This is a genomic window from Pseudovibrio sp. SCP20 (genome assembly GCF_057774105.1).
The window spans coordinates 331066-357847 of sequence record NZ_JBYMDH010000006.1 but is presented as its reverse complement, the minus strand read 5'-3'; the positions used below and the strand labels follow the sequence as shown (position 1 = coordinate 357847).

The following is a 26782-nucleotide window of genomic DNA, read 5'->3' as shown; positions in this document are numbered from 1 at the left end:
GCGCCCCCACCCGATCCCATCCCGAACTCGGAAGTGAAACGCCCCTGCGCCAATGGTACTTCGTCTTAAGACGCGGGAGAGTAGGGCGCCGCCGGGCATGAATAAGACACATAAAAATCTCTCAAAATAAACTCAGAACAAAAAATCAAACAAAAAGCCCCCGATGCATAACGCTCGGGGGCTTTTCTGCGTCTAGAGATCTCCTCCCCATAAATGAAAGCGACTTCGATGGCTAGAGTTTTGCAGCGGTGAGTAAGAGCTTGCGGTCATGCTTAGTCGCGGATTTGGCTTAGATTATTAGCTGATTATCAGCGGGTTGGGGGATAGCTAGGACCGATGATTTAAACACGGTCTTGCCTGCATTTCTGTTGTATGGAAGGTTGCAAAGTGACGGTATGATGCAGTTGCATGATAATTGGTTTCAATGAGGTATTGCTTTGACGCGGGATGAGTTTGATGGGTTTTGTAAGTCTTTGATTGGGACGACGAATGTCATTCAGTGGGGGAATGCTTCGGTTTGGAAGGTTGGGGGGAAGATCTTTGCGATTTGCTCTAACTGGGGAGAGGATCGACCGGAGATGGAAGGGATCAAGATCAGCTTCAAATGCTCGGATCTTTCCTATCAGATCCTGACGGAGCAAGAGGGGATAATTCCTGCGCCTTATCTGGCTCGTGCCAAGTGGGTTCAGCTTGAGACGATGGATGCGATGGCTGATGGTGATATCAAGGATTACCTCACAGAGGCGCACAGCATCATCGCGAAGAAGCTCACTAAGAAGCTGCAGAAAGAGATCGGTTTTGTACCTGCTTGATTTTGCAGGTGAATTGTAAAGTTGCGCTGCTTTGCGTTCTTTTGTGCGTTAATTTGCGTTTTTTGCGTGTTGGGTGCGTTGAATGTGGTTTTTCGGCGTTGCTGTGTTTGAAGGCGTAAAAGTTGGCCATGCCTTCGGTTAGGCGTGTGCGAAGGCTGGTCCCCAAGAGCGCTAGCATGGTTATTGGGGAGGGGAGTAAGATTTTCTATCTGAAACCAGCGAAAAAGATATGCCCGCTTCGCGCCGCTCTGGCATGAAAGTTTCTGACAGACGTTATTCCCCTTCTCACAGACTGCGCTATTCTTAGTGGTGTTGCTTCTGTGATGCTTTGCTTGCCGAAACTTCAGATTGCTTTCGTTACCCGCTGTTTTGTGCCAATAAGGCGCTATGGATCTGAACCAACTAGATGACCGCCTGAAGGCTGACTGCGAAAAGTGTGCAGCCTTGTGCTGTGTTGCGCTTGCCTTTGATAAGTCGAGCGTTTTTCCGTTTGATAAAGCTGCGGGCGAGCCTTGCCGAAATCTTGAGAGCTGCGGCACGTGCAAGATCCATTCTGATCTGGCGAGGACAGGGTACATGGGCTGCGTTCAGTTTCATTGCCATGGGGCCGGGCCGATTGTCACGCAGGATTTGTTTTCCGGAGGTACATGGCAGACGCAGCCGCATTTGCTGCGACCCATGATGGAAGCCTTCTGGGTGTATTTGCGGCTTCAGGAGCAGGTGCTGCTGCTGAAACATGCAGCCAATCTGCCGTTGCCTGAGGGCAAGCAGAAGGAACTGCACGCGTTTCTGGATGAGCTTTGCCCGGAAGATGGTTGGAGCTGGGACGCCTTCGAGGGGCTGGACCATGCCAAGGTGTCTGCGGATGTGAAAACGTGGTTGACCTCCCTGCGGGATGTGCTGGCCTAGCTCTTAATTTATTTGATTTCGAGTGTTGTTGCCTTCCCTACAGCCAAGATTAATAAAGTGCTTGCGCTTACATCGTACAAGCAGCATATCGCTGATGATTTTCTGTAGACGTTCGTCCTTAGTTGACGAATCTTCTGCCAAAGTTGCCCTGTAATTAGAAGATGCTCTTTGCTACTAGAACAAAGTACGACATGACCGAAATTGCTGTTCTCAAAATCTGTACTTAATTGCCCAAACTAAAGAGGGCACTTCTTTTGGTGCGGAGGAAGAGTAGATACAGCATCAAATCACAAGTGGATTTGGCGTATCAAATGCGCGATCTTCAATTCCATCTTCAAAGTCGCCGTTTGCGCGAAAATCCTCCGGTAGATTGTCAAAAAGGCTAAAGTTATTTATATGTTTCTTGAATGGTTTTCCGCGTTGTGACTGTGCGTTCAGATACAATAACGCCAGTTCATATTCAGACAACTGTGCGCGCACTACTTTGGCAAACGCTTGCAGCTCCTCGCTATTTGTACTTCCTATATACCTAAAAATACTGTAGAGGCTTCGAAAGTAATGTCCAAGGTCAGATCTATACTTTTTGAAAGTATTATCATAGCAATTTACAATATCATCTCGATGAACTTGCGATAGTAAATTTCTTGGACATTCCATAAACTCGTCGTATATCTCAGGGCTAGTTGTTTCACCCGTCAATTCTGTGTATCTGCAGAGATCTTCAATAAACTCCCTATAGTAAAACTCAAAACAGTCTCGCCCCTGATAGGTTTGATCACGACCGGAACTCAATATATGGCTGAATTTAATTGCAGTTTTCTCGATATCTAAATCAGATATTATAGAGGTATGCACCTCCAGCATGCGCATTAAAGCGCTTTCATGTCTTTGAGAAGCCATTTCCTTTCGCGTCAGGTTTAAGTCATCCCTTTGAAATTTCAAAGTCAACAACACGCCACCAAAGGCCAAAGCAGTAAAGAGAGAAGTTAAGGCACCAAAGCTATCTCCAAACTCTGCAAATTTTTCTAGATTCTTCACCTGCCCAAGGGACGCCAACATATTCTCATGCACCAAAAAGCCATAGCCACCCACGAATAAAACTATAACCGTAAGAACCATAAGAAATTGCAGGTTTGGAGAAACTACAGCTGATAAGCGCAATTTTATTACTGGGTAGCTACATACCAGTACGACTACAAAACAAACTAAACTAATGACTATAAGAACTTGCAAAGCCTTCACCGCGAATCGAAAACAGAAGTTGCGTTTTAATTTAAACTGCCTCTGTCAGTCATTAAAGATAGCCAGAGTTTACTTTTGAGTTTGAGACCTTATTTCGATCCTGCAAATGTCGGCCATGTGAACAGATCCCGGTAGACATTTAAACCTGCGTCTACGCCTTTTTTTCCATTGATCTGCGTTCTGGTCCCAATGGTTGGCAACAAGTGCATCGGTGAACTGCTCGGCTGACATGGCAATACCTCTAAGTTGATAATTTGCTGAAAAGGGTGTGAACGTGGCACATAGGAAAGGTTTGTCGAGCAGAGATAGCCAGCCTAGAGCTTACAGATTTCCATAGCGTGGGTTTTCTGCATTGTGTATAGGAATGCAACTCCTTTGGCAGGTGAACTTACGGCGTGAACGAGACTTCTAAAACAATCAGCTTTGACCATGTTTCCATTGAGCGCAGTGGGGCGACGATCATTCGTGATCTGACAGTTCAGCTGCCGGATCAGCGGGTTGGGATTATTGGCCGGAATGGATCTGGCAAGTCTACGCTTGTGCGCAGCCTGAATGGGTTGCTGCCGGTGAGTGCTGGGTCTTTGCATGTTCATGGTGTTTCAGCTGAGGAAGGTGCCAAGAAACTGGCGCGAGTGACGGGGTTTGTGTTTCAGAACCCGGATCATCAGCTGATCTTTCCTACTGCCCTGGAAGAGCTGAGCTTTGGCTTGCGCCAGATTGGTGTAGGCAAGGCGGATGCGAAGGCGCAGGGGCTTGCGTTGTTGCAGGACCATGGCATTGCGCCACTGGCTGAGCGGCCCGTTCATGAGCTTTCAGAGGGGCAGAAGCAGTTGATCTGTATTCTGGCTGTGCTCATCATGGAGCCGAAGCTGGTGGTGCTGGATGAGCCGTTTTCCAGTCTGGATCTGCGCACACGAGTAGCACTGAGGCGTAAGCTGGAGAAACTGGATCAGCAGGTTATCTTCGTGAGCCACGAGCTGGATGCCTTGAGTGATTACGACAAGGTGCTCTGGATTGAGGATGGCTCGATCAAGCAGTTTGGTGCGCCTTCTGATGTGCTTGCGGCCTATCAAGAGCATGAGCTTTCTGGCGCGGATCTTCATTTTGAGGGAGCCGCGCGCGCATGATCTCCCTTTACATGGCGGGTAACAGTTGGGCGCATCGGCTTCCTGCCAGAGTGAAGCTGATCTTTCTGTTTGTGCTGAGCCTGCTGATCATCCCGTTCAACACGCTTTGGTTTTCTGCCCTGCTGCTGGCGTTTGTGGTTGGGCTATATGCCACGCTTGGTAAGCAGGGGCTGGAGGAGCTGAAGGTGGTGCGGCCGCTGCTCTGGATGATGGGCATCATCTTTCTGGTGCATGTGTTTCTGGGAGACATCGAACAGGGCATTATTGCTGTGTTGCGCCTATTGGCGATGGTGCTCCTTGCCAATTTTATTAGTATAACAACCCACATGGAGGCTTTGATGGATGCGGTGGAGCCGCTGTTCAAGCCTCTGCGTGTGTTTGGCATTTCCCCAAGACGCGTTTCGCTGGCAGTTGCTTTGGTTATCCGGTTTGTACCGGTGCTGCTGGCGGTTTATGCGTCACTGCAAGAAGCGTATAAAGCCAGAACAGCCCACGCCAACAGCTGGCGCTTGCTTGCTCCATTTGCCTTGCACGCGATAAAAATGACAGATCATGTAGCCGAAGCTCTGACAGCCCGTGGTGGTGCTGACGGCTTTGATGATCACAAAAGAAGTTAGGATGACTATGTCTAGTGATCGTTCTCTTGTTCAGATTGCATTTTATGCGGCCCTGATTGCTGCTCTTGGGCTGGTGCCTAAGATTGAGCTGGGTCTTGCTGGCGGAATTCCAATTACGGCGCAGTCGCTTGGCGTGATGCTGGCGGGTATGATGCTTGGCCCGGTGCGTGGTGGGCTGGCTGTTGCTTTGTTCCTGTTCCTCGTGGCGCTTGGTCTGCCGTTTCTGGCTGGTGGCCGTGGTGGCATTGGCGTGTTTTATGGCGCAACTGCTGGCTATCTGGCTGGTTACTTTGTGGGCGCGATTGTGGTTGGCGCGATCATGAAAGCCATGCGAAACATGAACGTGGTGTTTGGTGCGATTGTTTCCGGCATTATTGGCGGCATCGTTGTGGTGCATGCGCTTGGCGTGCCGGTGCTGGCTTACAAGGCTGGTATGACACTCGATAAAGCGATCATGGTGGGCAGCCTGCCGTTTATTCCGGGTGACCTGATTAAGGTGGCTCTGGCAACACTGGTGGCACACACCATCGCGCGCGGTTTGCCATCTGCCATGCTGTCCCGCAGCTAAGCAAGTTACAATGTGTTTTGAAGAAGCCGGTTCCGTTGGGAGCCGGCTTTTTTCGTGCGTACTCCTATCCGAAAACTGGAGGCACTTTTCGGGAGTAGGCTTTAATGCACCAATGCCTGGTCCAGGTGTTTTAGGGCTTTGATAAGGAGGCCCTGGAGGATGAAGTCTTCATCCCATGGCAGGACTTCCAGATTGACGGCATCGAGCAGCGGTGCCAGCAGGCTGCTTTCGAGACCCTTGTTCATGCCGTGTTTGAAGAGGTCGTAGGCCTGCATGGCCTTGCCGGTGAGGACGATGCGGCTTGGGTCCAGCAGTGAGATTGTGCGGGCAAGGCTAACGCCCAGAGCAAACCCAGCATCTGTGAAGACCTTTTGCGCCTGCGCATCGCCCACACGGGCGCGGGCACGCAGGTTCTGGATGTATTCCGGTCCATAGAACATGGCCGAGGGAGAGGTTTCCTTCGGCAGCTTCTGGGCTTCGCGGTAGAGCGCGTAGTCGGCGATGTAGGCTTCCAGACAGCCCTTCTTGCCGCATCTGCAGGCGGCGCCATCCGGGGTGAATGGGGAATGGCCGTATTCGGCGGCGGCTCCGGTTTCGCCGCGGTAGAGGGCGTTCTTGATGAAGATGCCCATGCCGACGCCGCGGTCGATGTAGACCACCACGAAGTTGCCGCTGTATTTCTCTGCGTCCTGCCGGTGCAGGGCCTCGGCGATCATGTTGGTGTCGTTATACAGCGTGCAGGTGATGCCGAGGGTTTTGGAGAGCTTAGCGGTGAGCTCCACCTGTCGTTCTGCAATGGTGGGTGACCAGATGATGGAGCCGTTGTGCTTGCCGACGATGCCTTGTGTCGCCACAGTGATTTCCATGACACTGCGGGCGCGAAGCGGCTCTGTCTTCAGCAGGGCTTTGATTTCCCGCGCGAGCAAGGCGATGAAGGCATCGCCGCCCATGTCGGAGGATTCCACCATGAACTTGGCTTCGGCGTGTTGATGGCCGGTGTAATCCACCAGCGCAAGAGACACGCGGTCTACCGAGAGCTTGACGGTGATGACGTGGGCCACATCATCGCGCAGGCGCAGATAGGTGCGCGGGCGGCCCCGTGTGTTGGCATCCGGGTTGGGTTGTTCTTCCACCTCTGCAATCAGGCCGCGATCTTTCAGGTCAGCGGTGATGGAGGTGACAGCCGCGAGGGACAAGCCTGTGAGCCGGCCAAGGTCGACACGGGCCAGCGTGGTGTGACGCCGCAACGTGGACAACACCACGAACCGGTTTTGGCGACGAACCTGCTCTCTACTGGCTTTTTCGATCATTCGAGTACTGGCCTGCACTTCGCGCTTTGAGTTCACAAGCATTCATTTGCATTTACGCATGAGGCTCTGAACATTTGCTTTTTTGCGCGCGTTCTTTGTTTGACGCAATAAGCATAAGTTTTTGAGGACCAGTAAATAAAGGGAGGAACCGTATAAATCAGCGTTTTCACCCGAAAGTTGAAGTGACCTAATCGTAAGGATTACCCCGTTTGTTGGGGGGCTGCGCCGTCATCTTCGTCTAATTGCGCTGGCAAAGTTTCCGGCATCAGGAACAGGTACATGGTGCCGCCGATGAAGGCGAGAATCGCCAGAGTTATGAAGGCCGGGGAATAGCCGAAGAACTGCACGATCTCTTCTGCCAGCAGGTTGGAGGCTGCCGAGCCGATGCCGACCACGGCGGCGAGCGCGCCCTGCACCAGATTGAAGCGGCCTGTGCCGCGGGTCAGGTCTGCGGCGATGAGCAGGATGATGACGCCGAAGATGCCGTTGGCGATGCCATCCAGTGATTGCACGGAGATGAGGGCCACCGGATCCTCCAGCCACATGAACAGCATGCCGCGAATGGGCAGGATGAAGAAGGCCAGCAGGAAGAGGGGTTTGCGGCCCCACATGTCGGCTCGGGCAGCGCAGAGGATGGACATGATGGTCATCCAGAACTGCGCGACCACGATACAGGCGGCGGCGAAGGCGATGCCGATGTTGACGTTGGAGTTGACGGAGAGCTTCTGCCCCACCAGCGGCAGCATGGCGGCGTTGGCGAAGTGGAACATGAACACGCAGAGCACCAGTGTGAGAAGGCGTTTATCTGCTGCGATGGTGCCGATGGTGGAGGGCTCATCACCGTCATTCGGATTGTGGTGCAGGCCACCACGGGCTGCGTTGTGGTTGATGGCCGAACCGCTGACCATGCCGATGCTGATGGCCATGCCGACAGCCATGATTGCCACCAACCAGAACACGCCTTCTGCCGAGATCCAGAGCGCTAGCCCGGCTCCCAGAATGGCGGCGAAGACATTGCCGGAGTGGTTGGCGGCCTGATTGGCGCCCATCTGCACGGTGAAGTGCTCTGGCCCCGATATGCCGAGGGTTATGGCCGCGATGCAGGGACCAACAAAGGCGACGGCAACACCCATGAAGATCTGGGCGATGTAGATGACCACCGGGTACTGCGAGAACAGCAGGATGGAGATGGTGGCGCAGCCGATAAGCAGGGCGCAGGAGGCAAGCAGCAGACGTTTGCTGCGGGTGCTGTCAATGAAGGCGCCTGCGGGTGTTTGCAGGGCGACGGTTGTCAGCGAGCCGATGGCCAGTGCCAGACCGATGTTGCCGGGGGACCAGTGCAGGCCGGTGAGCAGGTAGATCGCCAGATAAGGCCCAATTCCGCCCACGACATCGCCCGCGAAGAAGTTCGTCGATAGCATGGCCTTGTTGAGCTTCATGGAGACCTGATCCGGTTTGCTGTGCTCGCTGAGGATAGGGGGATGGCTCTAAGAAGCTGCCAAGGATTTCGCTCGATTGTGGCGGTGGTGGTTAAGCTGCTGTCAAACCACGCTGGATAGGGTGAGGCATGTCGGTCTCTCTTGGTATTTCCGCCCTCATTTTCCTCGGAATTGCCGTGCGCCAATGGCTCCCGCCCATGGTGCGGATCTGGCACATCATGCTGGCGGGCGCGATTGTGTTGCTGGTGTTGGGAGAGATTACGCCGCTGGCGGCTTTCCATGCGGTGGACTGGCAACTGATCTTCTACCTGTTTGCCGTGTTCAGCATCGCCTCATCGCTGTACGACACCGGTCTTTCTCAGGATATCGCGGATATGCTGCTGAAGCGGTCGCAGTCTGGCATGGTGTTGCTGTGGTTCATTGTGGCTTCTGCGATCTGCGCGGCGGTGCTGACCAACGATGCGGCGGCAGTGATTGGTGTGCCCATCGCGATTATCCTGAGCCGGGCGTTCAAGTGGAAGCTGGCGGTCGTTCTGGTGGCGCTGTGCGCGGCGGTGACGGTTGGCTCCATGGTGTCTCCCGTCGGCAATCCGCAGAACATTCTGGTGGTGAACGCCGCTAACTTTCAGAACATGCTGGCCACGTTCATCGTGTGGGCGCTGGTACCTGGGGTGATCTGCCTTGTGGCTGTGTTCTTCCGTTTCCACCAGTTGGTGAAGAAGAACGGATCAGATGAGAGTGCGTTAGTCTCAAAAGAGGTGGAAACGCAAGCTGAGGCGGTTGAGGTGAGCCGACGGCAATGGCCTGCAATGGTTTCTGCCCTGCTGCTGGTGGGCATCATCACGGGCGACAGTTTGGGGCGGACGTATTTTCACCTTGGCCCGCTGCCGTTTGGCTGGGTGGGGCTGATCTCCTGCCTGCCGATTTATCTGGCGGGGGATGAGCGGCTGCGTGTGTTCAAAGAGGTGGACTGGGCGACGCTGATCTTCTTTGTGGCCATGTTCGTTGTCACCGGCTCGCTCTACCAGTCCGGTTCCCTACAATACCTGCTTGGCTCCCTGCAGAATGAGCTGGCGGACCTGACCGTGACCGCTCTGGTGAGCTTCTGGGCCAGCCAGCTGTTTTCCAACGTGCCTGTGGTGGAGCTTTACCTGAAGCTGCTGGATGGCGGCGAAACCGGCACCTTCATGATGCTCTCCACCATCTCCACCGTGGCCGGAAACCTCTTCATCATCTCCGCCGCCAGCAACGTGATTGTGGTCCAACAAGCAGAAAAGTTCGGCGCAATCCCCTTCACCTTCTGGCAATTCTGCTGGTGGATGCTGCCGATTACGGTGTTTTGCGTGGTGGTGAGCTATGGCTGGATTTGGGGGCTGACGGTGTTGGGTGTGGGGTGAGGGGAGATTGAACTCAATTTATAATTGTAGAAAGCTGTGCCTCTACATATTTTGAGATGTGCATGCTGCTACTTCGTAGCGGGTAATTCGAGCCTGGTTGACGTTTTAACCGTACATACATTTTAGAGTTGGATTTCTTATGTTTAGGGGCGCACTCTATTCGATTTTGATAGTTATGTTGGCCATCTTAGTTGGGCTGAACTTTATGGGGCCGGACACACAAAAGGATCAGGCCTACAAAGTAGCATCTGGCTCATTCAAAGTTTCGCGGTTTAATGTTCCATCTGCCGGGCCACTGCGTGGATATTTCTATGAAGCCCCCCGAGATAAATTCAAGAGCCACACCGTTAGCTACTGGTTTCAGCAGCGGCGGTATCATGCTTATGTTGGGCGGAAAGCGAAAGATACGATTGCACGACCTACTGTTTTTCTCCTGCACGGTAGTGGGCGAACTGGAGCGTCTATGGTTGATATGTGGCAGAAGACTGCGGATCAGCATGGCCTGGTATTAATCGCCCCTGACAGTGCATTGCAAAGAGGTTGGTCTTCTTGGTTTGATCCACCTGCTTTGTTGGAGGTGATGATTGAAGATGCAGTTGAACGATATAATATCGACCGCAGCCAAATCTTTCTATTTGGTCACTCTGCAGGTGGCATTTATGCCAGTTTGCTTGCATTGGAAGAAGCTTCTCCATTTCAATCCATAGCAACGCATGCAGGCTTTCCCAATGCTTCCATCATTGCGCAGACCAAAGCTCCGACTGGGCGAAAGCCTCCAATAACGCATTTCCTTGGAACCAAAGATCATCTTTTCGATGTCGAGAGTGCTCTTGTTATGGGAGAGGCTTTCGCAGAGGCTGGATATACAACTGAGCTTGTGTTGATGGATCGCCACACTCACTGGTTTTATAATATCGGACTGGAAATAAGCAGGAAAGCTATGTCTATTTTCCAACGCCGACAGGGAGTAAAGAACCGGGTATCTCGTGATACGCGGAGATAAGTTTGTCTGAAGGTGTTTTAGACCTAATTCCGCTCTGACCAAGCGGTCATTGCGGTGGAGAGCCATCGGCTGAAGCCTTGTGAGAGGGTTTCGAAGCGGGCGATGAAGTCGGGGTGCGCCAGGTAGAGCTCTGAGAGTTTTCTGTAGGCCTGCGCATCGCAAGGTTGCCCCCACATATCCGAGACCCAGTTCTGATGTGCAGTTAAGTCCACGCTTTCTGGTGCGGCTCCGGCTTCGTAGCTTTCGACCAGTGCAGTCTCTATCTCCCGCAGGCGCTTGATGCGGTTTTTGGAGAACCTTTCAGGGCTCTCTTCTGCATGTTTGTGTGCTTTTTCAATGGCCTCAGCCATTTCTGGACCGTAGGTTTCTACAAGCCAATCTTCGTAATCTGCCTGTTGCTGGGCTGAGAAGGGCTTGTAGAGGTCTTCAATCGACATGGGGGCGTCTCCTCTTAAATGCGCAATGGTGCGATCGAGCGTGGCGAGCATTGCGGCTTGGTTTGCCAAGTCTTTTGCTAGGGTCTGGCGATGGGTGAGCAGCCTTTGCAGCGGTTGCTCTTCGTTCAGCACCTCAGCGATTTCGCGAAGGGGCATACCTGCGGCGCGGTAGAACAATATTTCCTGCAGTTTTAATGCTTCGGTATAGCCGTAGATGCGATAGCCATTGCTCGCTACATGAGCAGGCTTGAGCAGCCCGATCGCATCATAATGATGCAGCATCCGCACGCTCACACCCGCTGTTCGCGCCAATTCACCTACTGAGTATTCTCTGAGTTCGTTTTCCATAACCCCTCTATGCGGTCTCACGTCATGTGAGGGTCAACCCTAAAAATTTAGGAAGCAGAGGCTGGTTGGCTTGGCTGGTGAGGTGTTGGAAATGTAGAGGAGGGGTAATCCATAAATGAAGGGAATGGCCTTTGCAGGAATGCTGCAAAGGCTCGTGCGTTAGTCAGCCTGCGTTCTGTCGTACTCTATGCGGGCGGTTTTTATGTGGTCCATTTGCTCGTGGGACCAGTAGACGAGGGGCTTTAGTGTTTCCAGCAGGCTGCGTCCGAGTGGGGTGAGCTCGTAGGAGACGGCGACGGGGGGGCCGGGTTCTACGGTGCGGGTCAGGTATCCGTCGCGTTGAAGGCCGCGCAGGTTTTCTGTCAGCACGCGCTGGGTGATATCGCCGATGCAGCGTTTGATCTGGCCAAATCGTTTGGGCTCATCTTCCAATGCCAGAATGATGATCATCCGCCATTTGCCAGTCACATTTGAGAGAATGGAACGGATGGAGCAGTTGGATGCTTCGGCTTTACTTGCGACACCGATTGGCAGCATGGCGACCTCTAGAACCTTTTGAATACCTACATCAATAATAGTACCAGAATACCTCTAAGCAAGTATCAGATATTAAAGGCAGTATGCTTTAGCAAACCAGGTGCTTTTAAAGTGCGTAATTGCAACTTAGTGCGTTTTGAATACCATATCTCCATCACCAAATCAGAAGGAGATTCTTCATGACACCGAAAGAACTGGTTCTCACTCTTTTCATGGCTGTTTCTGCAGATCACGACCCGGAAGCTGCACGCCAGGTAACTGCGCCGGATTACATTCAGCACAATCCGCAGGTGCCTACAGGGGCAGAAGGTTTGCTTGGGCTGATCCCGATTGTGGAGCAGGCGGGTGTGACCGTGAAAACCCACCGTGTCATCACAGAGGGGGATCTGGTCGTGCTTCACAACACCTATGAGAATGCTGAGGCGTTCGGCGCTTCTTCTCTTGCAGCCTTTGATGTTTTTCGCGTGCAGGATGGCAAGGTTGTTGAGCACTGGGATAACCTTCAGCCTGTGCCTGAGGTGACTGCATCAGGGCGTGGCATGACAGATGGGCCGACTGAGATCATTGATCTTGACCAGACACAAGCAAACAAGGAGCTGGTTGTTGGCTTCGTTCGTGATGTGCTTGGCGGCGCTGCGCCGGAGAAGGTCACCAACTACATGGACCCTGCCGTATACATGCAGCACAATCCATCGATTAAGGATGGGCTGGCCGGACTGATGGCCGCCATTGAAGCCTTTGCTGCACAAGGCCAAGTGATCACCAAGTTTGAGCCACAGCTGGTTGTTGCAGAAGGCAACTTCGTCTTCGTCGCTTCCGATGCCACCATGGGTGGCGAGCCGTGGGCCTTCTTCGACCTCTGGCGCGTAGAAAACGGCAAAATCGTTGAGCACTGGGACGTAGTGTCTCCAACCCCAGCCGAAATGGCACATGAGAACGGCAAGTTTTGACGATTGATAAGAGATTGGGCTGGTTGGGGCCTGTTTGCCGGATATGGAGACCGGGAGCTGATGGGCTTCCGGTTTTGCCTTTTGGACAATTTGCTCGTTGATGCAAACGTGGCTTCAACTTTTGCCATTATTTGTGGTGACAATAGCTAAGAAGAAGACTTTTACTTTGGTCGGATTGAACGTCTCACTAAATCATCAATTTAGGAGTGAACGTTGGCAAGTCAGACACATGGTGACAGTTCAGGCCACCCCAAAAACAAAATGAGCGGGCTATCCGTCACTCGTGAGGGTTTAAGAGATGGGTCGCTCTTAAAAGCAGCGCGTCTGATCGCAGGCCCATCGAACACTTTGCTTTCTGACGGTGAAATTGAAACATCGCTGCAAAAGTTTATTTCTCGCCTCAGTGCAAACCAAGATGTTTGGGTGTTCGGATATGGCTCCTTGATCTGGAATCCTGCATTTGAATTTGCAGAGAAACGAGCCACAGTTCTGCCGGGTTGGCATCGCTCTTTTTGCTTGTCAACTTTTGGTCGAGGTACTCGAGACAAACCCGGCGTGATGTTGGGTTTAGAGCCTGGCTCTTCTTGTGAGGGCATCGCTTTTCGCATCAGCCAAGAGAAAATTGAAGAAGAGCTTTTGATCCTCTGGCGACGGGAGATGATATCCGGAGCTTATGAAGCGCGTTGGTTGAAAGCAGAAACAAACAATGGTCCGATCAGCACATTAGCGTTTGTTGTCAAGCAGTCGCATCGGTCCTACATCGGGCATTTGAGTGAAGATGAGATTTCTCAGAGACTTGCCTATGCTGAAGGTCCACTTGGTAGCTGTCACGAGTATCTCTTAAATACGCTATCCAGCTTAAAAGCCTTCGGCATATCAGATGATGGGCTGGAGCGGATACACTCGAAAGTTCAAGAAAAACGTGAGGCGTCGAGAAACTAAACATGAGCTTCTCGCTTCACAGGATCCTGCTTTCGGGAATGGTGACTTCGGCCATTTGGGATGGTTTGCCCATCTGGTATTGCCAAAGCACAGAGCTGGCCATGCATATCAAACAAAAAGACCGAAAGCGCCCCCGTCGCTTCCGGTCTTTTTTCAGCAGTGAGTCCTGCTGGTTATTCGGCGGCGGATTGTTTTAGGACGCCGCGTTGAATCTGGTCTTCTTCGATGCTCTCAAAAAGGGCGCGGAAGTTGCCTTCGCCGAAGCCTTCGTCGCCTTTGCGCTGGATGAACTCAAAGAAGATTGGGCCGATGACGGTTTTGGAGAAGATCTGAAGCAGGATCTTTGTCATGCCGCCGCCCACAACGCCTTCCCCATCAATAAGGATGCCGTGTTTGGCCATGCGGTCGAGTGGCTCGGTGTGGCCGTGGACGCGCTCGGCGCTGCGGTCGTAGTAGGTCTGTGGTGGACCTGGCATGAACTTGAGGCCATCTTCTGCCAGCATGTCGGTGGCTTCGTAGATGTCATCGGTGCCAACGGCGATGTGCTGGATGCCTTCGCCTTTGTACTTCTTCAGGTACTCTTCGATCTGGCTGGTGTCATCCTTGGACTCGTTCAGCGGGATGCGGATTTTACCACATGGGGATGTGATCGCGCGGCTGACGAGGCCGGTGATGCGGCCATCAATGTCGAAGAAGTGGATCTGCTTGAAGTTGAAGAGCTCACGGTAGAACGCCCACCACTTGTCCATGTTACCGCGATAGACGTTATGGGTCAGGTGGTCGAGGTAATAGAAGGTTTTGCCGGTTGGTTTGGCGTCTGTCTCGCCGAGCCAGTCGAACTCTTCTGAATAGGCAGAGCCATTGTCGCCGTACTTGTCGATGAAGTAGAGCAGGGAGCCGCCGATGCCCATGATGGCAGGTGCATCGAGGGTTTTGTCGGAACCGGTGTAAGGTTCCGCGCCGCGATTGACGGCATGCTCAAATGCCTGCTGTGCGTCTACAACGCGCCATGCCATGGACGGGGCGCAAGGGCCGTGCTCGTCGATGAAGCGGGAGGCGAAGCTGTTTGGCTCAGCGTTGAGGATGTAGTTCACATCGCCCTGGCGGTAGACGGTGATGTCCTTGTTCTTGTGCTTGGCGACAGGCTCAAAGCCCATGCGGCGGAAGAGAACGTCCAGCTTTTCCGGCTCCGGATGCGCAAACTCAACGAATTCGAAACCGTCGGTACCAGCTGGGTTTTCTGCTGTAATCTCAGCTGGTCCTGCATCGTGCGGAAATGGGCCCATTTGTTCCTCCTCAAACAAGGCGATTGCAATTTGGAACTATTCTGAAATATCTGTGGCGCGACAGGTTTGCATTCTTACGTAAAATCACGCAGTATATGCACAAATTGTGCGTCATATATTGATTTGGTGCGAAAGATGATTGAGCTTGACCAGTTTGACCTTAAGTTACTTGCAGCGCTGCAGGAAGACGCCAGCCAGACCAATCAGGAATTGGGAGAGGTGATTCACCTTTCAGCCTCGCAGGTTTCACGGCGGCGGACACGGTTGGAGCAGGAGCGGGTGATCCGTCGTTACAAGGCTGATCTTTCGCCGGAATATCTGGGGCTGGACGTGATGGCGTTTGTTGGCGTCGCGCTGGCCACGCACAACAAGGAAAACGCCCGGCTGTTTCGGGATCTGGTGCGCACCATTCCCAGTGTGCAGGAGGCCTACGCCATGACGGGGGACATGGATTACATGCTCAAGATCCGGGTGAAAGATCTGAAGGCCTTGAGTGAAGTGATCAACAATGATCTGCTGCCCCATGAGGCAGTGCAGAACGTGCGCAGCTCCATCGCGATGGACACGCTGCGCGACGATAACCATTTGCCGCTCGGGCAGTAGGTGTGCTCTCAAACATTACAATTTTGTCAGGTTGCACTTTTGCGGGAGAGAGCATCTTGAAGTGAAATTGATGGCTTCCCATGTCCTAAGAGGTTTGGCGTGTAGCGCCCAAGATCAACGAGATAGGATTACAGATGTTCGACAGCAAGGCACTTCTTGATCAGTTCTTAGGTTCCAACGGGGGTAATCAGGCCCGTGGTGCCATGGAGAAAGGGCAGTCGTACATCAAAAACAACGCTGGCGGACTCGCAGGTGGTGCTGTAGCCGGTGGTTTGGCTGGTTACCTTCTTGGCAGCAAGAAGGGCAAGAAACTTGGCAAAAAGGCCGTGAAATACGGTGGCATGGCGCTGGTTGGCGGCCTTGCCTACAAAGCTTTCCAGACATGGCAGGATGGTAAGAACAATGGTGGTGGTGGCGGTGGTGCGGCTTCCCACGGTTCTGCCCAGACGCAGACACAGGCGGCTCCCGCAACTGTGGTGCCTGTTCCTGAGCCTCTTGCGCTGCCGGACCCGACCGGCACTGCGTTTGACCCGGATGCAGGGAATGGTGATGCCAAAGAGTTTGCTATGGCGCTGATCGTTGCGATGATCCAGGCGGCCAAGGCAGATGGCAATGTAGACGGTGATGAGATGCAGCGCATCTTTGAAAAGCTGGATGAGCTTGGTCTGGGTGCTGAAGAAAAAGCGTTCGTTCTGGATGAGATGCGCGCTCCACTGGATATCGACCGAGTGGTGGCGTTTGCGACTTGCCCGGAGACAGCAGCAGAGATTTACACCGCATCCCGCCTTGCGATTGATCCGGACCTTCCGGCTGAGCAGGCTTATCTGATGATGCTGGCTGCGCGTTTGCAGCTGGATAGTGGTTTGGTTACGGAGCTGGACAAGGCGATCGCCGCGGCTCAAGCGCAGGCATAACCGCGCTTAAAAATGTATTGCTCGCAAATCGGGTGGTTACGGTTTGCGGAAGGCCATAGGTTGCTCCCAACTTAAGGAGTGACCTATGGCTTTTATTATTTCTGGATTGAAATCCAACGAGTTTGAAGCACTGAACGGCCTGAGCGAAGAGCAGTTGGCGGAGCGCAATGTGGTTGTTTATGTGGCTGACGAGAAGCCTGGTTTTCCGTGCCGTATCACGCTGGATGATGCCGAGGTTGGGGAGCGGGTGTTTCTATTGAACTACGCCTACCAGCCGAATGACACGCCTTACAAAGCCTCCCATGCGATCTTCGTGCGCGAGAATGCCTCAGATGCTACGCCTTATGAAAACGAGGTTCCGGTGTCGCTGTCGTCCCGGTTGCTGTCACTGCGCGGGTTTGATGCAAACCACATGATGGTTGAGGCGGATATCGCGCAGGGTGAAGACATCAAACCGATGTTGGAGAGCTTCTTTGAGAATCCGGATGTCTCTTATATTCAAATGCATTATGCACGGCGTGGGTGCTTTGCAGCGGTGGCGCATCGCGGGTGATCTAAACATATCTTACTAGTGCAATTGGCCCGCTCAGTTTCTATCTTAGGTCGCAAAGAGGATTGGGGCTTGGGAGGGCCGATATGCGCGCATTGGGAACCTGGGATTACATCGTGGTTGGAGCCGGTTCGGCTGGCTGTGTTGTCGCGAACCGGCTTTCTCAGGACCCGGATGTGAAAGTGCTGCTGCTGGAAGCGGGCGGCAGCGACAAACATCCGTGGGTGCATATCCCCGTTGGCTATCTGTACTGCATGGGCAATCCTCGTATGGACTGGGGGTTTCAGACCGAGGCGGAGCCGGGGCTGAATGGGCGCAAGCTGAATTACCCGCGTGGCAAACTGCTGGGCGGGTGCTCCTCCATCAATGGCATGCTTTATCTGCGCGGGCAGGCGCAGGATTATGATAACTGGCGCCAGCTGGGGCTAACCGGCTGGGGCTGGGATGATGTGCTGCCGTATTTCCTGAAATCAGAGGATCATTATGCAGGGTCTTCTGAAGTGCATGGGGAAGGCGGCGAATGGCGTGTTGAGGAGCAACGTCTGTCCTGGCCGATCCTTGACCGGTTCCGTGATGCCTGCGCAGAAGTGGGTATTCCGAAGATTGATGACTTCAATGGCGGTGACAACTTCGGCTCCTCGTATTTTCAGGTGAACCAGCGCAAAGGTGTGCGGTGGAACACCTCCAAGGGGTTCCTGAAGCCAGCGGCAGGGCGCAGTAATCTGAAGGTTCTGACAGATGCGCAGGTGACGGCGCTGGAGTTTGGTGGGCGCCGCGCGACGGGCGTCTGTATGATGGTGAAGGGCGAGATGGTTTCTGCCGCCTGCACCGGTGAGATTATCCTGAGTGCGGGGGCGATCGGCTCTCCGCAGATCCTGGAGCTGTCGGGCATTGGCTCAGCTGAGCGGTTGACGGGGCATGGGATCGACATGGTGCTGGATCAGCCGCAAGTGGGTGAGAACCTTCAGGACCATTTGCAGATCCGCAGCATCTATAAAGTTCAGAATACAGTGACGCTGAACCAGCGGGCGAACTCATTGATTGGCAAGGCAAAGATTGCGGCGGAGTATGCGCTGAGCCGGTCCGGGCCTATGTCCATGGCGCCAAGTCAGCTTGGAGTGTTTACGCGCTCTGATAGTTCTTTTGAAACGCCGAATATTGAGTATCACATTCAGCCGTTGTCGCTGGATAAGTTTGGCGAGCCGCTGCATGAGTTCCCTGCGATTACCGCAAGCGTCTGCAACTTGCGGCCAGACTCGCGTGGAAGCGTTCATATCGGTTCCGGTAATGCGACCGCGCATCCGAAAATCCAGCCTAACTACCTTTCTGAGGAGAGTGACCGACGGGTTGCAGCAGATAGTTTGCGCCTGACACGAACGATTATGGAAACCAAGGCGATGGCTGAGTTCTCGCCGGAAGAATATCTGCCGGGTGCGCATCTGGTGAGTGATGAAGGCCTTGCCATCGCTGCGGGGGATATTGGCACCACGATCTTCCACCCTGTCGGCACCTGCTCCATGGGCACGGTGGTTGATGAGCGGCTGAAGGTGAAGGGCATTGAGGGCTTGCGCGTTGTCGATGCTTCCGTGATGCCGCGCATCGTCTCCGGCAACACCAACTCTCCGACGATCATGATTGCGGAAAAGGCATCGGACATGATCCGTGAGGATCGCAAGAACTCTGTGGTGGCAGCTTAAGGGGCTTTGCTGTGTCGTTTACTGAACTTCCGGTTCCCAGATTAGAGACTGAGCGGCTGGTTCTGCGTTCCTGGCAGGAGCAGGACTTCGAGTGTCTCAAGACTATTTTCTGCGATGAGGAGACTGCCCGATATGTTGGTGGTGCCCGCTCAGAACATATGGTCTGGAGACAGATGGCGACCATCATCGGGCATTGGTATATGCGCGGGTTTACGGTGTTTGCTGTGGAGCGGAAAGAGGATGGCAAAACCATTGGGTACGCTGGGCCGTGGTATCCGCTTGAGTGGCCTGAGCCAGAAATCGGGTATGCGTTGATCCCGGAGGCTCAGGGCAAGGGCTATGCCTTTGAGGCTGTGCAGGCGGCTTTGGGATACGTTTATGATGATCTGGGTTGGGAAACGGCAATCAGCGTTATTGTGCGGGAAAACGAAGGCTCACGCTCGCTCGCCAAACGGCTTGGTGCTCACCACGTTGGTGACATCAAATTGCCGGAAAGACCTCCCGCTGAGATCTGGAGGCATCTGGCTCCTGCGGAACTTCGGAAACGCTTGAATTCTGGCGAACTGTTGGATGAGGTGTGAGGGCTATTTGGTTAGCCCAAGCATGGTTTCCATGGCTTCTTTCATGCCCGCGCGGTACTCTTTTTCCGTTGTGATTTCCTGCTTCAGGCCTTTTGAGTAGGTGTTGAGAAGCCGCGCGATCTTGAGCGGTGTGCCCTCTGTTGTTTGCTGCAGATGAGGCAGGCCTGCCTGCTCGATTGCTGCTGCGACTTCAGACAGGAAGCTGGCTTCTGCGGACTGCATGATGTCGCCAGTTGTTTCAATTGCGGCTGCTACAAAGTCTGAGGCGACATGGTCGATCTTGCCAACGTATTGGCCGTGCCAGATGCTGAACATCTCTGTGACAATGACTTGCAGAGGTTTGCCAGATTGGGCGGTCTGCTGCACCAGCTTTAGGTTTTCTTCAAACGTGAACGCGCTGGCTTCTCGGAAGAGATCCGTCTTGTCTTTGAAGTGAAGATAAAGCGCCTGCCGGGAGACATTGGCGGCTTGGGCGACGTCATTAAGTGACGATTTTCTGAAGCCAAACTGCATGAACACCTCAACGGCCGAGCTCAGAATACGCGCCCGGGTATCGCGAGGTTTTTGAGGATTGGTTTGCACAGCAGTCTCCCTGAATGCGGAAAGTCATAGTGCTGATCACGAACTTGTCAAGCTTTACAAACTTGCGAATCTTGTAAAGTTGGTAAAGAAAGGACGCTTCCGTTTAACAGGAAGTGCGGGGCTCGTGCTTCCCGAAGCTGAAGGACTTTTTATGTTGAAGTTGAAATCGCTGGGCATCGGGCTGGTGCTGTCTGTGTTGAGTGTGACTGGTGCTGTTGCCGAGAAGCTGGCGCCCGTTGATGCCATGACTGCGTTTTATGAAGTGGCGGACGCACGCCCGTTTGATCGGGAGACTTTTTCTCTTTCTTCTCCGAGACTCATACAAACCATGATCCGCGCCCGGGCCAGACAAATGAAAGCAGCGGGGACATTGTGGCGGACTTTTATAAGTCTCTGCAGGATGGTTCGTCTGATGGGCGCCACGAGATCACGTTTGTTGAGCCTGTTGGTGACAGCAAAGCCCTTGTGCGCTGGCGCTATGTGGGGACGCATGATGGCCCTCTCTTTGGCATTCCGGCATCTGGCAATGAGTTTGATGCTGCGGGAATGGAGCTTTGGGAGTTTGATGAGAACGGCAAGATCAACGGGCTTTGGCACGTTGAAGAGATTGCCACACTTCTGCGGCAGATTACAAAGAAGCCATGAACTGTTTGGAATGAGGGGGCCTATCAATTGGTTCCCTTTTTTGTTCGGCGGTGATGATGTCCTGTTGTGTTTAAGGATGCTTTGGTGAGGGTGCAGTACTGTTGGCAGAGGAACTGGATGCCAGCAGCAGAGGGCCCTGAAGATGCATGATGTGATTGTGGTTGGGGGGAGTTATGCCGGGATGGCGGCGGCTTTGCAGCTGTTGCGGGCGCGCAGGTCTGTTCTGGTGATTGATGCAGGTGAACGGCGGAACCGCTTTTCTGAGCATGCCTATGGTTTTCTTGGGCAGGATGGGGTGAAGCCCGATGATATCTGGGCGCAGGCACGACAGCAGTTGGATGTCTATCCTGATCTGACCTGGTATGAGGGACAGGTGCAGGAGATCTTAGGTGAGATTGGAGCGTATCGGGTCAGTACCGACAAGGGCACTGATTTCACAGCGCACCGGATTTTGCTGGCCACAGGTGTGCGGGATGAGCTGCCGGATGTTCCGGGATTGGCAGAGCGTTGGGGCACGTCTGTTTTGCATTGCCCGTATTGTCATGGTTATGAGCTGCACAAAGAACCGATTGCTGTGATTGCCTTTAATCCCGTCTCCTTACATCAGGCGGAGATTATGCCGGAGTGGGGACCGACGACCTTCTTCACCAATGGTGCCCCTCCGCTGGAAGACGAGCAGCGTGAACATTTGCTGCGCAGTGGTGTTACCCTTGAAGATATTAGGATCAGCCGTATTGAGGGCACTGCGGATGTGGTGCTTGAAGATGGGCGTACACTACCGTTCTCTGCCATCTTTGTAGTCTCCAACACCTATCCCTCTAGTGGGCTGGCTCAGGCTGCTGGGTGTGCGTTGGAGGATCACATCATGGGGCAACAGATTGTGACCTCGGAGTTCAAGGAGACAACCGTTCGCGGTGTGTTTGCCTGTGGGGACGTGGCCCGCGTTCCGCATTCCGTTTCCTTTGCCGTGGGGGACGGGGTTTGGGCTGGAATGCAGGTGCATCGGTCCTTGCTTGATCCGGAGTTGTAGCGGTGCTTTATCTTGGTGCTGCTTCCAGCTCTTTCATTGGTGGATCCCATGGCTGAGCGGCTTCTTCGAAGACGGTGAAAGTGGGAGAGAAGCGGCTTGGATCGTCTAATGTGGCGGCGTGGATGTAGATGCGGTCCGGGAAGCGTTCTGTTCGGCTGGTGAGTGGGGAGCCGCAGGTGGGGCAGAAGCCGGAATGGGTCGCTGCACCGTTGTCGCTTGAGGCTTTGTACTCGCGGATTTCTCCGTGAAACTGAACCTGACTGGTTGCCACTGCGAAGGCTGATGAATGGCCAGTGCCGGTAGCCTGTTGGCACTTTCGGCAGTGACAGTTGAAGGAAAACTCGATTTCGCCAGCTGCTTCATAACGGACTGCACCGCAGGCGCATCCACCGGTGAGTTGCTCTGTCATTCTTCCAGTCTCCTTAGCCAGTGGCCAAAACAGATGATGCCGCGGCCCCAGCCGTAGGTGAGGGACTGTGCTGCTTCCTGTGTTGGCAGGTGTTCGTGAAGGATGGTGATGCGGACGCCATCGGCTTCCTCGGTGAATGTGATGGTCACCAGTGTGTCGCGTCCTTGTGTGAGGTGGTTGTCTTCCTCACTCTCCCACGTGAAGGTCAGGGTGTTGGGGCGGGAGATTTCGACGTATCGGCCTGAATGGTGTGAAGGGGCACCTGTTTCTGGCACCATGCGAAACCGCCAGTGACCACCGGGGATGAGGTTCAGCTCCAGAACCTCCGCTGTGTAGCCGGGTGGGCCGAACCAGCTGGCAATGGCCTTGGGATCTGTCCAGCCTGTGAAGGCGGTTTCCAGATCCGTGTCAAACCACATGCTCTCGTTGACGCTGTAGTCGGGGTTTGCTGTGCTAGCCATCGCCGTCTCCCTGTTTTTCGAGATAAGCGCCGAAGGATGCCAGTTTTTGTTGCCAGAACGCTTTGTGTCGCTCTGTCCATTCCAGCATGGGATCGAGGCCCGCTGTGGCGAGCTCGCAGTGGTGCTCTCGGCCTTTGACGGTGCGTTTGATCAGCTGCGCTTCCTCAAGAACCTTGAGGTGCTGCGAGATTGCGCCCGGTGTCATGTCGTGGTGGTGGCTTAACTCTTTCACGGTCTTGCTGCCGTGGAGCAGGTCATCCAACATCTGTCGGCGAACCGGATTGGCGAGGGCGGCGAATGTGGTGTTCAGGTCGGACATGGTTTAGTAGATTCTATACTGTTTAGATATTTCTAAACAGTTATGGTGAGCGGTGTCAAGTTTAGCTGTATTGGTTGGCTTGCTGGGCCTGAGGGATGTCCGGAGAGTTGGGTTGGTAAGCTGTTGTTACTTTGAGGCTTGTCGCTTGGAGGCTACGGTTTCTTCCCAGCCCTTGATGAGAGAGGCGCGGCGGGCTGGGTATTTATCGGACTGAACTTCCATGGAGTGAACTCGGTCGGTTCGGAAATGCCGGTAGTCCTCTCTGCTCTCGCACCACGCGACGATGTAGCGGACCTTATCCAGATAGGCGATGAACATGGGCCAGATGATGCGGGTGGTGAGTTGCTCGCTCTGGTCTTTGTAGGTGAGCTGCAGTTTGGTTCTGCTTCTTATGGCGCGTCTCAGGATGACGCCGTCGAACTGATCGCTGACGGGTGGTTTGGTTGCGATGGGTTTGACTCCAGCATCCAGTATGATCGGGCGTAGCTCTGACGGTATGGCAGCAGAGAGTTTGGCGACCAGATCTCTGGCGGAGCGAACAAGGGATGGATCTGCCTGTGTCGCCACCCATGCGGCGCCCAGTGCAGCGGCTTCCAGTTCGTCAGCAGTTAGCATCAATGGTGGCATGTCGTAGGCATCGTCGAGCACGTAACCTGTTCCGGCTTCTCCGGTGATGGGCACGCGCTGGGCCATGAGCTCAGCCATGTCGCGATACAATGTACGCAGGGAGATTTCGAGCTCGTCAACGAGCGCGCGTCCTGTGACAGGAGACCGGCTGGACCGCAAAATCTGGATGATGTGGAAAAGGCGTTCCGTGCGACGCATTGCGGGCTCCTGCTGTCATGCTGCTGCCATAACGGTGTCAGCAGCGCCACTGTATCAAGGGTTCAGCACCAAGCAAGATGTTTGCGAAGACTGAGGAAATCCAGATGATACACTTTGAGCGTTCTTTGATGATTGATGCCCGCGCGCATGCAATTTGGAATGTGCTTGGCAAGTTCATGCAGATCGATGAATTTGCTCCGCTGTTGAAGTCCGTTGATGCTCTGACAGAGGGGCCGGATGGGGTTGGTTCCAAGCGGCGCTGTCACTTTGAGGATGGCAACTCCGTGGTTGAAGAGGTGACTGAGTGGGAGACTAATCACCGATATCGCGTTCGGTTGTTAGAAGCGCCGTCTATGCCGCTGCATGAGGCTTATGCGGAGATTTGCATCAAGCCGCACACTCAAGGTCGGTCGCTGGTGGTGTGGAGCATGGATTATCGTATGAAGTATGGGCCGCTTGGATGGTTGATGGGCCAGACCCTGCTGAAAATGATGATGGGCAAGGTGCTTGATGCGAACCTGAAAGGTCTCTCTGCAAAGGTGAAAGCGCCCAGAGCAATTGCAGCTTAGAGATGAATACGCTTGACGAAACCCATGCGGGCCTTGATATGAGTCAGTGGTTCGGGTGGGTTAGGTCCTTATAGTTCCAGTCGGACTCGCGAAATGGAGTATCCTGATTGTGACTGGTTTCTGGCGTTTTTGTTCTGCAGCTTTTGTAAGCCTCGCGCTGTTTGTTGGCGGCGGGGCTGGTGCGTTTGCGCAGGAACCGGAGCGCATTCTGGTGTTCGCCGCCTCCAGCCTGAAGGATGTGCTGGAAGATGCTGGCGCGCAGTTTGATCAATCCCATAACACCAAGACCGAGTTCTCATTTGGCGGGTCGCAAACCATCACCCGCCACGTTGTGGCCGGTGCGCCCGCTGATGTGCTGGTGACAGCAGATGATGCGTGGATGGCGTATGCCGTGAAGAACGGCGTGCTGGTGGATGACAGTGTGGTGGAGCTCGCCTCCAACGGGCTTGTACTGGTCGGCTCTGAGGCGCTGGGCGCAAAAGCTGTTGAGCTGAATGCGGAAGCCTTGCAGACTGTGTTGGGAGATGGGCGCTTGGCGATGGGAGAGCCGGAGACGGTGCCAGCCGGGCGTTATGGCAAAGAGGCGCTGACCAACCTTGGTTTGTGGGAGAGTGTGGCGCGTCAGGTGGCACCCATGGAGAATGTGCGTGTTGCTCTGGCCGCTGCAGCGCGGGGCGAAGTGCCTTTGGCGCTGGTCTATTCTTCTGACGCGAAAGTGGAACACGGTGTGCGGGTGCTTGCAGAAATTCCGCAGGACAGTCATCGTGCTATTGTTATTCCGGGAGCCTTGACCTCTGGCCATTCCAAGGCTAGCGAAGGTTTTATGGAGTTTTTGAAGAGTGCTGAGGGGCGCAAGATCTTTCAGGCTCATGGTTTCAAAGTGAGCGGCGATTGAGCTTTTATCTGACGGATGCAGAATGGGCAGCGATCCAGCTATCGCTGCAGGTTGCGAGCCTTGCAATTGCGATTGCGCTGCCGCCTGCGGTTCTGCTCGGCTATGCTCTCGCCCGCTGGAAGTTTCCCGGATACACGCTGGTGAATGCCCTCGTGCATTTGCCGATTGTGCTGCCCCCTGTGGTGACGGGCTATGTACTGCTGGTGCTGTTTGGGCGTCAGGGCATGTTAGGCAGTTTCTTTGCGGATGTGTTTGGCATTGTGTTCGCCTTCCGATGGACGGGCGCTGCACTTGCCGCAGGGATTATGGCGTTCCCGCTGATCATTCGTCCGGTGAAGCTTTCCTTTGAACTGTCCGATGGGCAGCTGGAAGAAGCTGCGCATTCGCTGGGAACCTCTCGCCTTAAAACCTTTTTGCTGATTACGCTACCGTTGGCGCTGCCGGGTATCCTGAGTGGTGCGATCCTTGGTTTTGCCAAGGCGATGGGTGAGTTTGGGGCGACGATTACGTTTGTTTCCAACATTCCCGGTGAGACGCGCACGCTGTCGCTGGCGCTTTATACGGAGATGCAGAGCCTTTCTGGTGATGCGGGGGCGATCCGCCTGACGGTGATTGCGATTGTGGTTTCCATCTGTGCACTGGTGTTCTCTGAGGTGATTTCACGACGCCTCTCCCGCAAGTTGGGAGGGCAGCATGATTGATGTCGACATCTCCAGCCAGTTGGGTGACTTCTCGCTTTCCGCCCAGTTTGAGGTGAACAGCGGGATCACGGCGATCTTTGGCAAATCGGGGGCTGGCAAGTCCTCGTTGATCCGCATGATTGCCGGGCTGTCTGCTCCCGACCGTGGACGTATTGCGCTGGGCGAGCGGGTTGTTTTTGATCGGGCGACTTCCATCAGTGTGCCAATTCAGCTGCGCGGGGTGGGCATGGTGTTTCAGGATTCCCGCCTGTTTCCGCATATGAACGTGGAGCGGAACCTGCTTTACAGCCAGTGGGCGGCAGGGCGTAAGTCTGCTGTTGGGCTTGTTGAGATTGCTGAGTTGCTGGGACTCTCCCACTTGCTGAAGCGGCGGCCTCATGGGCTTTCTGGCGGGGAGAAGCAGCGTGTGGCGATTGGGCGGGCTTTGCTTTCCAATCCGCAGCTTCTTGTGCTGGATGAGCCGCTGGCCTCGTTGGATGCCTCGCGGAAAGCTGAGATCCTGCCGTATCTTCTGAAGCTGAAGAACGAGTTTGGCATCCCGATGCTCTATGTGAGCCATAGTCTTGGTGAGATCGAACAGCTGGCGGACACGCTGGTGCTGCTGGATGCCGGGTCTGTGGTGGCGCATGGGCCGATTGCGCAGATGCTGAGCAATCTGGAGCTGCCTCAGTTGGCGAGCGGGCCGGATGCTGGCTCACTGCTGTTTGCCACTCTGAACCACTATGATGAGCAGTGGCAGATCACTGAGTTTGGTCTGGAAGGGCAGATGCTGCAGTTGCCGGGGCAACTGGGTACTGTAGGGCAGGATGCGCGCATTCGCATCAAGGCGAAGGATGTTGCTCTGGCTCGTAAAGCGCCGGAAGAGGCATCCGTTCGTAATGTGCTCTCCGTTGTGATTGAAGGGATTACAGAGACCTCTGGCCCGTACGCTGAAGTGGATTGCCGGGTTGGGGAGCAGCATTTGCGGGCGCGGCTGACACGTCACTCCGTGCATGAGTTGCAGCTGGTTGCCGGACAACAGGTATTTGCTTTGATCAAAAGTGTTGCGCTAGACCAGTGAACGAACACGCGTTACAC

At 54.2% G+C, this 26782-nt stretch carries 30 protein-coding genes, 1 rRNA gene and 1 pseudogene; 21 read left to right on the top strand and 11 right to left on the bottom strand.

What is annotated here, in order from left to right:
• From rrf to AC3CB2_RS22080, 3 genes are all read left to right on the top strand, one after another.
• Positions 1 to 97 (top strand): 5S ribosomal RNA (gene rrf / locus AC3CB2_RS22090); the annotation flags it as partial.
• 340 nt (positions 98 to 437) lie between these two features.
• The gene (locus AC3CB2_RS22085; protein WP_352936450.1) at positions 438 to 812 is read left to right on the top strand and encodes an MmcQ/YjbR family DNA-binding protein; all 375 of its coding nucleotides are present in this window, start codon (positions 438 to 440) and stop codon (positions 810 to 812) included.
• Between the two features lie 387 nt (positions 813 to 1199).
• Positions 1200 to 1721 (top strand): hypothetical protein, encoded by a 522-nt coding sequence (locus AC3CB2_RS22080; RefSeq protein ID WP_352936448.1) that lies wholly within the window; start codon positions 1200 to 1202, stop codon positions 1719 to 1721.
• A gap of 282 nt (positions 1722 to 2003) precedes the next feature.
• On the opposite strand, the gene AC3CB2_RS22075 is transcribed toward AC3CB2_RS22080, so the two are convergent.
• On the bottom strand, positions 2004 to 2840 hold the full coding sequence (locus tag AC3CB2_RS22075; RefSeq protein ID WP_352936446.1) for a putative phage abortive infection protein: 837 nt from the start codon (positions 2838 to 2840) through the stop codon (positions 2004 to 2006).
• A 518-nt stretch (positions 2841 to 3358) separates the two neighbouring features.
• Between AC3CB2_RS22075 and AC3CB2_RS22070 the strand changes: the two genes are divergently transcribed.
• Genes AC3CB2_RS22070 through AC3CB2_RS22060 form a run of 3 tightly spaced genes read left to right on the top strand, consistent with a single transcriptional unit; the run spans position 3359 to position 5275 of the window.
• On the top strand, positions 3359 to 4090 hold the full coding sequence (locus AC3CB2_RS22070) for an energy-coupling factor ABC transporter ATP-binding protein (protein ID WP_352936444.1): 732 nt from the start codon (positions 3359 to 3361) through the stop codon (positions 4088 to 4090).
• Positions 4087 to 4707: an energy-coupling factor transporter transmembrane component T family protein gene (locus tag AC3CB2_RS22065; RefSeq protein ID WP_352936442.1), complete on the top strand. Its 621-nt coding sequence runs from the start codon at positions 4087 to 4089 to the stop codon at positions 4705 to 4707. The genes AC3CB2_RS22070 and AC3CB2_RS22065 overlap by 4 nt, the downstream gene beginning before the upstream one ends.
• A 1-nt stretch (position 4708) precedes the next feature.
• The gene (locus AC3CB2_RS22060) at positions 4709 to 5275 is read left to right on the top strand and encodes a biotin transporter BioY (RefSeq protein ID WP_008551407.1); all 567 of its coding nucleotides are present in this window, start codon (positions 4709 to 4711) and stop codon (positions 5273 to 5275) included.
• Between the two features lie 101 nt (positions 5276 to 5376).
• Here the strand turns inward: AC3CB2_RS22060 and AC3CB2_RS22055 are convergent, their stop codons facing one another.
• Both AC3CB2_RS22055 and AC3CB2_RS22050 read right to left on the bottom strand, forming a co-directional pair.
• Positions 5377 to 6627: an ROK family protein gene (locus AC3CB2_RS22055; RefSeq protein ID WP_050773953.1), complete on the bottom strand. Its 1251-nt coding sequence runs from the start codon at positions 6625 to 6627 to the stop codon at positions 5377 to 5379.
• A gap of 158 nt (positions 6628 to 6785) precedes the next feature.
• Positions 6786 to 8024 (bottom strand): MFS transporter, encoded by a 1239-nt coding sequence (locus tag AC3CB2_RS22050; protein WP_075698083.1) that lies wholly within the window; start codon positions 8022 to 8024, stop codon positions 6786 to 6788.
• A gap of 128 nt (positions 8025 to 8152) precedes the next feature.
• Here AC3CB2_RS22050 and AC3CB2_RS22045 point away from each other — a divergent pair, with 128 nt between their 5' ends.
• A complete protein-coding gene (locus tag AC3CB2_RS22045; protein ID WP_352936439.1) occupies positions 8153 to 9421 on the top strand; it encodes an ArsB/NhaD family transporter in 1269 nt (422 codons plus the stop codon).
• 139 nt (positions 9422 to 9560) lie between these two features.
• A complete protein-coding gene (locus tag AC3CB2_RS22040; RefSeq protein ID WP_352936437.1) occupies positions 9561 to 10424 on the top strand; it encodes a CE1 family esterase in 864 nt (287 codons plus the stop codon).
• Positions 10425 to 10447: 23 nt separating this feature from the next.
• Here AC3CB2_RS22040 and AC3CB2_RS22035 read toward each other — a convergent pair whose 3' ends face one another.
• The gene (locus tag AC3CB2_RS22035) at positions 10448 to 11209 is read right to left on the bottom strand and encodes a MerR family transcriptional regulator (RefSeq protein ID WP_352936435.1); all 762 of its coding nucleotides are present in this window, start codon (positions 11207 to 11209) and stop codon (positions 10448 to 10450) included.
• A gap of 159 nt (positions 11210 to 11368) precedes the next feature.
• Complete coding sequence (locus AC3CB2_RS22030; protein WP_014287162.1) at positions 11369 to 11746, bottom strand: winged helix-turn-helix transcriptional regulator; 378 nt, start codon at positions 11744 to 11746, stop codon at positions 11369 to 11371.
• Between the two features lie 179 nt (positions 11747 to 11925).
• On the opposite strand from AC3CB2_RS22030, the gene AC3CB2_RS22025 reads away from it, so the two are divergent.
• Together AC3CB2_RS22025 and AC3CB2_RS22020 are read left to right on the top strand one after the other, a co-directional pair.
• The gene (locus tag AC3CB2_RS22025; RefSeq protein WP_352936433.1) at positions 11926 to 12696 is read left to right on the top strand and encodes a nuclear transport factor 2 family protein; all 771 of its coding nucleotides are present in this window, start codon (positions 11926 to 11928) and stop codon (positions 12694 to 12696) included.
• Positions 12697 to 12909: 213 nt separating this feature from the next.
• Positions 12910 to 13638, top strand: a complete 729-nt coding sequence (locus AC3CB2_RS22020) for a gamma-glutamylcyclotransferase (RefSeq protein ID WP_352936431.1) — start codon at positions 12910 to 12912, stop codon at positions 13636 to 13638.
• A gap of 173 nt (positions 13639 to 13811) precedes the next feature.
• On the opposite strand, the gene hppD is transcribed toward AC3CB2_RS22020, so the two are convergent.
• Positions 13812 to 14924, bottom strand: coding sequence for a 4-hydroxyphenylpyruvate dioxygenase (hppD, locus tag AC3CB2_RS22015; RefSeq protein ID WP_352936429.1), 1113 nt, complete (start codon positions 14922 to 14924; stop codon positions 13812 to 13814).
• A gap of 135 nt (positions 14925 to 15059) precedes the next feature.
• Here hppD and AC3CB2_RS22010 point away from each other — a divergent pair, with 135 nt between their 5' ends.
• The 5 genes from AC3CB2_RS22010 to AC3CB2_RS21990 all read left to right on the top strand — a co-directional run bounded on the left by AC3CB2_RS22010 (position 15060) and on the right by AC3CB2_RS21990 (position 19269).
• Positions 15060 to 15527, top strand: coding sequence for an Lrp/AsnC family transcriptional regulator (locus AC3CB2_RS22010; protein WP_008551672.1), 468 nt, complete (start codon positions 15060 to 15062; stop codon positions 15525 to 15527).
• A 134-nt stretch (positions 15528 to 15661) separates the two neighbouring features.
• Positions 15662 to 16441, top strand: coding sequence for a tellurite resistance TerB family protein (locus tag AC3CB2_RS22005; protein ID WP_352936427.1), 780 nt, complete (start codon positions 15662 to 15664; stop codon positions 16439 to 16441).
• An 85-nt stretch (positions 16442 to 16526) separates the two neighbouring features.
• Positions 16527 to 16994 (top strand): DUF1203 domain-containing protein, encoded by a 468-nt coding sequence (locus AC3CB2_RS22000; RefSeq protein WP_352936425.1) that lies wholly within the window; start codon positions 16527 to 16529, stop codon positions 16992 to 16994.
• Between the two features lie 83 nt (positions 16995 to 17077).
• Positions 17078 to 18688, top strand: coding sequence for a GMC family oxidoreductase (locus tag AC3CB2_RS21995; RefSeq protein WP_352936423.1), 1611 nt, complete (start codon positions 17078 to 17080; stop codon positions 18686 to 18688).
• An 11-nt stretch (positions 18689 to 18699) separates the two neighbouring features.
• Positions 18700 to 19269 (top strand): GNAT family N-acetyltransferase, encoded by a 570-nt coding sequence (locus AC3CB2_RS21990; RefSeq protein WP_352936421.1) that lies wholly within the window; start codon positions 18700 to 18702, stop codon positions 19267 to 19269.
• 3 nt (positions 19270 to 19272) lie between these two features.
• Here AC3CB2_RS21990 and AC3CB2_RS21985 read toward each other — a convergent pair whose 3' ends face one another.
• Complete coding sequence (locus AC3CB2_RS21985) at positions 19273 to 19851, bottom strand: TetR/AcrR family transcriptional regulator (protein ID WP_352936419.1); 579 nt, start codon at positions 19849 to 19851, stop codon at positions 19273 to 19275.
• Between the two features lie 360 nt (positions 19852 to 20211).
• On the opposite strand from AC3CB2_RS21985, the pseudogene AC3CB2_RS21980 reads away from it, so the two are divergent.
• A pseudogene (locus AC3CB2_RS21980) lies at positions 20212 to 20496 on the top strand (ester cyclase); the annotation flags it as partial.
• 142 nt (positions 20497 to 20638) lie between these two features.
• Positions 20639 to 21526, top strand: coding sequence for an NAD(P)/FAD-dependent oxidoreductase (locus tag AC3CB2_RS21975; RefSeq protein ID WP_352936417.1), 888 nt, complete (start codon positions 20639 to 20641; stop codon positions 21524 to 21526).
• A gap of 7 nt (positions 21527 to 21533) precedes the next feature.
• Here AC3CB2_RS21975 and AC3CB2_RS21970 read toward each other — a convergent pair whose 3' ends face one another.
• From AC3CB2_RS21970 to AC3CB2_RS21955, 4 genes are all read right to left on the bottom strand, one after another.
• Entirely contained in the window at positions 21534 to 21935 is a 402-nt protein-coding gene (locus tag AC3CB2_RS21970) for a GFA family protein (RefSeq protein ID WP_352936415.1), read from the bottom strand.
• Entirely contained in the window at positions 21932 to 22396 is a 465-nt protein-coding gene (locus AC3CB2_RS21965; RefSeq protein WP_352936413.1) for an SRPBCC family protein, read from the bottom strand. Before AC3CB2_RS21965 ends, AC3CB2_RS21970 begins: the two co-directional genes overlap by 4 nt.
• Positions 22389 to 22715 (bottom strand): ArsR/SmtB family transcription factor, encoded by a 327-nt coding sequence (locus tag AC3CB2_RS21960; RefSeq protein ID WP_352936411.1) that lies wholly within the window; start codon positions 22713 to 22715, stop codon positions 22389 to 22391. The genes AC3CB2_RS21965 and AC3CB2_RS21960 overlap by 8 nt, the downstream gene beginning before the upstream one ends.
• Positions 22716 to 22841: 126 nt before the next feature.
• Positions 22842 to 23540 carry a helix-turn-helix transcriptional regulator gene (locus AC3CB2_RS21955; RefSeq protein WP_352936409.1) on the bottom strand — a complete coding sequence of 233 codons (699 nt, stop codon included), beginning with the start codon at positions 23538 to 23540 and terminating at the stop codon, positions 22842 to 22844.
• 104 nt (positions 23541 to 23644) lie between these two features.
• Here AC3CB2_RS21955 and AC3CB2_RS21950 point away from each other — a divergent pair, with 104 nt between their 5' ends.
• The 4 genes from AC3CB2_RS21950 to modC all read left to right on the top strand — a co-directional run bounded on the left by AC3CB2_RS21950 (position 23645) and on the right by modC (position 26765).
• Complete coding sequence (locus AC3CB2_RS21950) at positions 23645 to 24109, top strand: SRPBCC family protein (protein ID WP_352936407.1); 465 nt, start codon at positions 23645 to 23647, stop codon at positions 24107 to 24109.
• Positions 24110 to 24218: 109 nt separating this feature from the next.
• Positions 24219 to 25004 (top strand): molybdate ABC transporter substrate-binding protein, encoded by a 786-nt coding sequence (modA, locus tag AC3CB2_RS21945; RefSeq protein WP_352936405.1) that lies wholly within the window; start codon positions 24219 to 24221, stop codon positions 25002 to 25004.
• Positions 25001 to 25705 carry a molybdate ABC transporter permease subunit gene (gene modB / locus AC3CB2_RS21940; protein ID WP_008551620.1) on the top strand — a complete coding sequence of 235 codons (705 nt, stop codon included), beginning with the start codon at positions 25001 to 25003 and terminating at the stop codon, positions 25703 to 25705. The genes modA and modB overlap by 4 nt, the downstream gene beginning before the upstream one ends.
• Entirely contained in the window at positions 25698 to 26765 is a 1068-nt protein-coding gene (modC, locus tag AC3CB2_RS21935) for a molybdenum ABC transporter ATP-binding protein (RefSeq protein ID WP_352936403.1), read from the top strand. Before modB ends, modC begins: the two co-directional genes overlap by 8 nt.
• The last annotated feature ends 17 nt before the right edge of the window (positions 26766 to 26782 follow it).

Bases quoted from the DNA above. Each gene is read 5' to 3' on its own strand.
- AC3CB2_RS22080 (WP_352936448.1), top strand. From the start codon at position 1,200: ATGGATCTGAACCAACTAGATGACCGCCTGAAGGCTGACTGCGAAAAG.
- AC3CB2_RS22075 (WP_352936446.1), bottom strand. From the start codon at position 2,840: ATGGTTCTTACGGTTATAGTTTTATTCGTGGGTGGCTATGGCTTTTTG.
- AC3CB2_RS22065 (WP_352936442.1), top strand. From the start codon at position 4,087: ATGATCTCCCTTTACATGGCGGGTAACAGTTGGGCGCATCGGCTTCCT.
- AC3CB2_RS22060 (WP_008551407.1), top strand. From the start codon at position 4,709: ATGACTATGTCTAGTGATCGTTCTCTTGTTCAGATTGCATTTTATGCG.
- AC3CB2_RS22055 (WP_050773953.1), bottom strand. From the start codon at position 6,627: ATGCTTGTGAACTCAAAGCGCGAAGTGCAGGCCAGTACTCGAATGATC.
- AC3CB2_RS22050 (WP_075698083.1), bottom strand. From the start codon at position 8,024: ATGAAGCTCAACAAGGCCATGCTATCGACGAACTTCTTCGCGGGCGAT.
- AC3CB2_RS22045 (WP_352936439.1), top strand. From the start codon at position 8,153: ATGTCGGTCTCTCTTGGTATTTCCGCCCTCATTTTCCTCGGAATTGCC.
- AC3CB2_RS22040 (WP_352936437.1), top strand. From the start codon at position 9,561: ATGTTTAGGGGCGCACTCTATTCGATTTTGATAGTTATGTTGGCCATC.
- AC3CB2_RS22035 (WP_352936435.1), bottom strand. From the start codon at position 11,209: ATGGAAAACGAACTCAGAGAATACTCAGTAGGTGAATTGGCGCGAACA.
- AC3CB2_RS22030 (WP_014287162.1), bottom strand. From the start codon at position 11,746: ATGCTGCCAATCGGTGTCGCAAGTAAAGCCGAAGCATCCAACTGCTCC.
- AC3CB2_RS22025 (WP_352936433.1), top strand. From the start codon at position 11,926: ATGACACCGAAAGAACTGGTTCTCACTCTTTTCATGGCTGTTTCTGCA.
- hppD (WP_352936429.1), bottom strand. From the start codon at position 14,924: ATGGGCCCATTTCCGCACGATGCAGGACCAGCTGAGATTACAGCAGAA.
- AC3CB2_RS22010 (WP_008551672.1), top strand. From the start codon at position 15,060: ATGATTGAGCTTGACCAGTTTGACCTTAAGTTACTTGCAGCGCTGCAG.
- AC3CB2_RS22005 (WP_352936427.1), top strand. From the start codon at position 15,662: ATGTTCGACAGCAAGGCACTTCTTGATCAGTTCTTAGGTTCCAACGGG.
- AC3CB2_RS22000 (WP_352936425.1), top strand. From the start codon at position 16,527: ATGGCTTTTATTATTTCTGGATTGAAATCCAACGAGTTTGAAGCACTG.
- AC3CB2_RS21995 (WP_352936423.1), top strand. From the start codon at position 17,078: ATGCGCGCATTGGGAACCTGGGATTACATCGTGGTTGGAGCCGGTTCG.
- AC3CB2_RS21975 (WP_352936417.1), top strand. From the start codon at position 20,639: ATGCATGATGTGATTGTGGTTGGGGGGAGTTATGCCGGGATGGCGGCG.
- AC3CB2_RS21970 (WP_352936415.1), bottom strand. From the start codon at position 21,935: ATGACAGAGCAACTCACCGGTGGATGCGCCTGCGGTGCAGTCCGTTAT.
- AC3CB2_RS21965 (WP_352936413.1), bottom strand. From the start codon at position 22,396: ATGGCTAGCACAGCAAACCCCGACTACAGCGTCAACGAGAGCATGTGG.
- AC3CB2_RS21960 (WP_352936411.1), bottom strand. From the start codon at position 22,715: ATGTCCGACCTGAACACCACATTCGCCGCCCTCGCCAATCCGGTTCGC.
- AC3CB2_RS21955 (WP_352936409.1), bottom strand. From the start codon at position 23,540: ATGCGTCGCACGGAACGCCTTTTCCACATCATCCAGATTTTGCGGTCC.
- AC3CB2_RS21950 (WP_352936407.1), top strand. From the start codon at position 23,645: ATGATACACTTTGAGCGTTCTTTGATGATTGATGCCCGCGCGCATGCA.
- modC (WP_352936403.1), top strand. From the start codon at position 25,698: ATGATTGATGTCGACATCTCCAGCCAGTTGGGTGACTTCTCGCTTTCC.